Origin of the sequence: Pseudomonas lurida (assembly GCF_013522705.1) — a bacterium.
In the GTDB taxonomy this organism is placed as follows: Bacteria; Pseudomonadota; Gammaproteobacteria; order Pseudomonadales; family Pseudomonadaceae; genus Aquipseudomonas; species Aquipseudomonas quebecensis.
In genome coordinates this window covers 1-539 of sequence record NZ_JAAMRE010000083.1, presented here as the reverse complement: position 1 = coordinate 539, position 539 = coordinate 1, and the positions used below count along the sequence as shown (strand labels likewise).

General features: G+C 62.7%; 1 protein-coding gene. It reads left to right on the top strand.

Annotated elements, in window-relative coordinates:
• Positions 1–9: 9 nt before the first annotated feature.
• Positions 10–539: ribonucleotide-diphosphate reductase subunit beta (locus G7025_RS26605; RefSeq protein ID WP_308811985.1), on the top strand; the 530-nt coding region annotated here is incomplete at its 3' end.

The window sequence follows — 539 nt, the reverse complement described above, 5'->3', positions numbered from 1 at the left end:
GCCGCCGCCATCGAAGCCCGCGCCGTCACCGCCAGTGACTCCGCCGCCATCGTGCGCGCCAAGGCCGCCCTGGACAAACTCGACGTCGCCGAAGGCCTCGCCGAACTCGAAGGCGCCTCCGCCCGCGTCGCCGTCGACGAAAAGCGCATGATCAACTGCCGCGCCGACCTCAACCAACTCGTGCCCTTCAAGTACGACTGGGCCTGGCAAAAGTACCTCGACGGCTGCGCCAATCACTGGATGCCGCAAGAGGTCAACATGACCGCCGACATCGCCCTGTGGAAAAACCCCGAAGGCCTCACCGACGACGAACGCCGCATCGTCATGCGCAACCTGGGCTTCTTCTCTACTGCGGATTCGTTGGTCGCCAACAACCTGGTGCTGGCCGTCTACCGCCTGATCACCAACCCGGAGTGCCGCCAGTACATCCTGCGCCAGGCCTTCGAAGAAGCGATCCACACCCACGCCTACCAGTACTGCATCGAATCGTTGGCCATGGATGAAGGCGAGATCTTCAACATGTACCACGAGATTCCATC